This window comes from Pseudomonas sp. (assembly GCF_037994325.1).
Taxonomy (GTDB): Bacteria; Pseudomonadota; Gammaproteobacteria; order Pseudomonadales; family Pseudomonadaceae; genus Aquipseudomonas.
Genome location: NZ_JBBNAH010000512.1, coordinates 1 through 4,004, shown reverse-complemented (window position 1 = coordinate 4,004; position 4,004 = coordinate 1). Strand labels below are relative to the sequence as shown.

Annotated in this window: 2 protein-coding genes and 2 pseudogenes; 2 read left to right on the top strand and 2 right to left on the bottom strand. The window is 58.3% G+C overall.

All coding sequences use genetic code 11. The features are described 5' to 3' along the window. Positions 1-1,021 (bottom strand): catalase (locus AAAB16_RS17270; RefSeq protein ID WP_340664427.1); only part of this gene is annotated, 1,021 nt, incomplete at its 3' end. Positions 1,022-1,080: 59 nt separating this feature from the next. Next, positions 1,081-2,976 carry a di-heme-cytochrome C peroxidase gene (locus AAAB16_RS17265; RefSeq protein ID WP_340664426.1) on the bottom strand — a complete coding sequence of 632 codons (1,896 nt, stop codon included), beginning with the start codon at positions 2,974-2,976 and terminating at the stop codon, positions 1,081-1,083. 274 nt (positions 2,977-3,250) lie between these two features. Between AAAB16_RS17265 and AAAB16_RS17260 the strand changes: the two are divergent. Both AAAB16_RS17260 and AAAB16_RS17255 read left to right on the top strand, forming a co-directional pair. Next, positions 3,251-3,412: pseudogene (locus AAAB16_RS17260) on the top strand (helix-turn-helix domain-containing protein); the annotation flags it as partial. A 245-nt stretch (positions 3,413-3,657) separates the two neighbouring features. Next, positions 3,658-4,004 (top strand): annotated as a pseudogene (locus AAAB16_RS17255) (hydrolase); the annotation flags it as partial.

Sequence of the window (4,004 nt, the reverse complement as noted above, 5' to 3'; positions counted from 1 at the left end):
ACGACTGGTTGTCACAGGCAATGGTTTGCTCGGTGCTATCAAAATCCTGCGCCGGCACCTTGATGGTTGCGACCGTTTCAAACGGCGAAACCGCTTCGCTCCATTCGATGCTGGTGTCTTCCAGCGGCATGTAATGGTCGGGATTCTGCCGCTGTACTTGCAGCTCAAAACACGCCGGCACGCGGTCTAGCGACAGCTGTTGATACAGCGCGTCATGCAGGAAGTTGGGCATGTCGGTGTTCACTTTCGGCAAGGTATACGCCGGGCAACGCTCCGGCGCCGGCACCACGCGGTATTTGATGTTGTGCGGGCCAAACTTGAACGGTGCGACCGAGTCGTAGGTGGTCGCCACCGGGCTGTCCGGCGCTGGCGCCAGGGTTTTCAGGGCGATGGTCAGGTGGCGAACCTGCCAGCTGCGTGGATCCCAGCTCGGGAAGAATGCCAGCACCTGCTGGCCATTAGCCTGAGCCTTGAAGTTGCTCTGGTACTCGGCCACGTCGCTGACGAAAAACGACGGGTGATTGAACATTACAAAGTCCTGCTCACCGGCCACAGCAGGGGAACTCATGAGCTTGGCGCCCGGCACATCAAACAGCTTGATCGCCATACCGCGGGCATCGCGCACGCGATCAAATTGCGGGTACGCATTGCCGTTGGATAAACGCATCAGCGCCTGCCAGGTTTTACCCGGCTGGCTAAACACGCCCTGGCGTAATTCGCCGTTCAGTTCCGGCAGCACCGTCACCTCAGCCTTTACACAGCCATGGGCTTTGGCATGGGCATCGCGCAGCACGCGAGTCTGGTCTTTATGCTGCTCCACCACCCGAATGGCATCTTCAATAATGCCGCGGGTCATCGCCGCTTCGCCGGGCGGAATCTGTTCCTCAGCCGACACCGGGCCGGAGAATTTCCAGGCGTAATACAGCTCGGCAATGCCCCAGCCACCCAGGCCGATTACCGCCAGAAACAACACCAGTTTGCCAAGCACACGGCCCAGCCACAGCCAGAAGCGTTTAAGCATTAAGCGAATCCTTGTAGGAGCAGTGGCAGAGCCGGGCACGGCGCCCGGCCTCCTTGTCGTTAGTTACTGGCCTGCACAGCGCCACCCTGGCAGCTCGGGCCAGGGTTCCAGGGCGCCGGGGTTACCGGCTGCAACTGGCTTTCCAATGCCGGGTTGCCGAGCACTTTGAGGTACTCGATCAACGCCAGCCGTTCATTAGGCTGCAAGCCACGCCCGATCACCCCTTGTTGGCGGCAGCCATCGCGGAACTCATGGCCTTGGTTGCTATTGCCGGTGACGCTTGTCTTGAACAGAAAGCCGCCGTCGAATTCTTCACTGCGGTAGCCGGCGCGTTCCGGGTCGTACTCATGGTTACCGACCCAAAACTCGCTGCGCCGCTCATACACCGGCGACAGCAGTTCAAACAGGGTCGGCACCGAGCCGTTATGCAAGAACGGCGGCGTTGCCCAGATGCCATCCAACGGCCGCGCCTTGTAGCCACGTTTTTCCTGTACGCCGATGGGCAGGCCATAACCATCCATCTTCCAGCGTTCTTCGCCGCTGATGCCGGCATCCTGATACGCGCGGTTCTCCACGTAGGCGGTCACGTAGGCCAGGCCCTTGGCGCTGGAAATGCTGCGGAAATTCAGGTCTTCCAACTTGCCGTCAAACAGCTTCACGCCCAGCTTGCTCAACTGCTCCTTACTCCAGCCCAGCTTGCTGATGTTGAAGCGGTGGTCGGCGATGTTGTCGGCGGTGGTCGGGTCGGTGCCGATGATGCTGATGGGCACAATGCGCATATGCCATTCAGGGTCGCGCGTCGGCGCCATGCGCTTGTCGACAGGCCGTGGATCCGGCGCATGGCAGTACGCGCAGTTCTCTTGATACAGCGCATGACCACGGCTGGCCAACTCGATATTGACCTTACCCAACACCGGCTCCGGCCAAGTCGGCGGCTTCAACTGCTTAAGGGTTTCTTCCAGGGTATAGAGGTCACGCACCCGCACGCTGGAGGCATAGCGCTCGGCCTCGGGTACACGGCCATTGTTGTCCTCGAACAGTTTTACCGTAGCCCCCACGCCCAGCGCTTCACCAATATTGCGCGCCATTGGTTGCATGGCCGAACCGTTCCACTGCACCCAATCGAACTTCCAGATATCCCACAACTGCGGGTAACTCACCGGTGCATTGCCGACACGGTAATTGCTCGGGTCGATGGCATCACCAAACACACTGTTGGCAATGCGGCCAAAGGCATCGGTACGGCCAAAGCCTTCTTCGGTGGGGTACAAACCACGGTGGGTGTCATTCCAGGCCTGCGACAAAATACGGTTAAGCGTGACCTTTACGTCCGCGCGCAACTGATCGCGGCCTTCGGGGTACTTATCGCCCAGCACGGTCTTGGCAAAGCGGGTGAACTTGAGCGGGTTGTAATAGGTGAAGGCCAGGCTCATGCCCAAGGCCTGACCAAAACTGCCACCCTTTAAGGTGGGCACGGTAGAGGCCAGCGAATGCAGCGCCGCGCCGCCATCAATGCGCACTGACTGCCCCTTAAAGCGCAGCTCGCCGGTGTGGCACGCAGCGCAACTGATATCCAGCAACTGTGCGCCGGTGTCATCTTGCACATGGCGGGCAAAACCCACCGGCAAATTGCCTGGGTTCAGCGCGGTCGGTTGTTGGTTGGGCTCAGTCAAAAAGCCAAAGCGCGCCAGGTACTCGGGCGCGGCGAACTTGGCCTCGGAAAACGGCAACTCCAGCGCCGTAAACCACTCGTAGCGCAGGCCCTTAACTTCGGTGCCCTGCGGCGTGTAGTAGTAGGTTTGCCGCGCCTCGGGCGTCCACTGCTCCAGGTAATGCAGCTGACTGGGCTGCTCGTACGCCGGCAAGTTGGGATTGGCGATGTAATACAGCACCACGGCGAGCAACGCCAAAACGGCGAGCACCACCAGAAGCAACAACCGCTTCACAACTCTCATGGGAACAATCCTTGTGCATTTTTTGTTGGCCCAGCGTTTATGCCAAGCAATTGCAGGAATGGCAAGGCGCTAATCACGGAATGTTCTTATGGACAAAGGGAACTTTTTATCGGCTACGGCGCGTTGCTTATAAGAAAAGCATCCAAGCGCCGTCAAAAAACTTGCTAGCGTTCAAACAGGGCGCCAAAACGCTTGTTTTTAATCGGAAAAAAATCCAACGGATGCCAGGGGGCAAAACGCCATGCTCGACATGCTCGATAGCCAAGACACCCCGCCACCGCTTGCCACCCTAGACGTCTACAAGTGCAACGCCGAGCGTCAAGCGCTAAGCGACGCGCTGGCCCGCTACGGCAATAACATGAGTGTTGCCGCACGTATGCTTGGCATATCAAGGCCGACTTTTTACAGGCTGCTGCACAAGCATCGGCTGCGCTAAGACGCCAGCCATAGGCACCTACGGCTTTACACCAACTTCCCCTTCCACTCACCGGCGCCTCCTGCCGGCTTTGCCATGCCTGATTTATATCGTTCTAAAAACAGAACGCTAGAGGCAGTTTTCGCTATCTAGTGCATCAAGGGTGCTGAATTTAAGCTTTGTCCATGCCGCGAACACAGCGCGGCGACACAAAGCAAACTCAAGCCGAACCCTCGGCACCCCAACTAGAAAGCGAGGAACGCAGCATGACTACTTCTTACAAATACAACCGTCTGGACAAAGACAACGCCGTGGTTCTGCTGGTCGACCACCAGGCTGGTTTGCTCTCTCTGGTTCGCGATATCGAACCGGACAAATTCAAAAACAACGTGTTGGCCGTGGCCGACCTTGCCAAGTTCTTCAAACTGCCGACCATCCTCACCACCAGCTTTGAAACCGGCCCCAACGGCCCGCTGATGCCAGAACTGAAAGCCATGTTCCCCGAGGCGCCGTACATCGCTCGCCCTGGCCAGATCAACGCTTGGGACAACGAAGACTTCGTTAAAGCCATCAAAGCCACCGGCAAGAAACAACTGATCATCGCCGGCGTAGT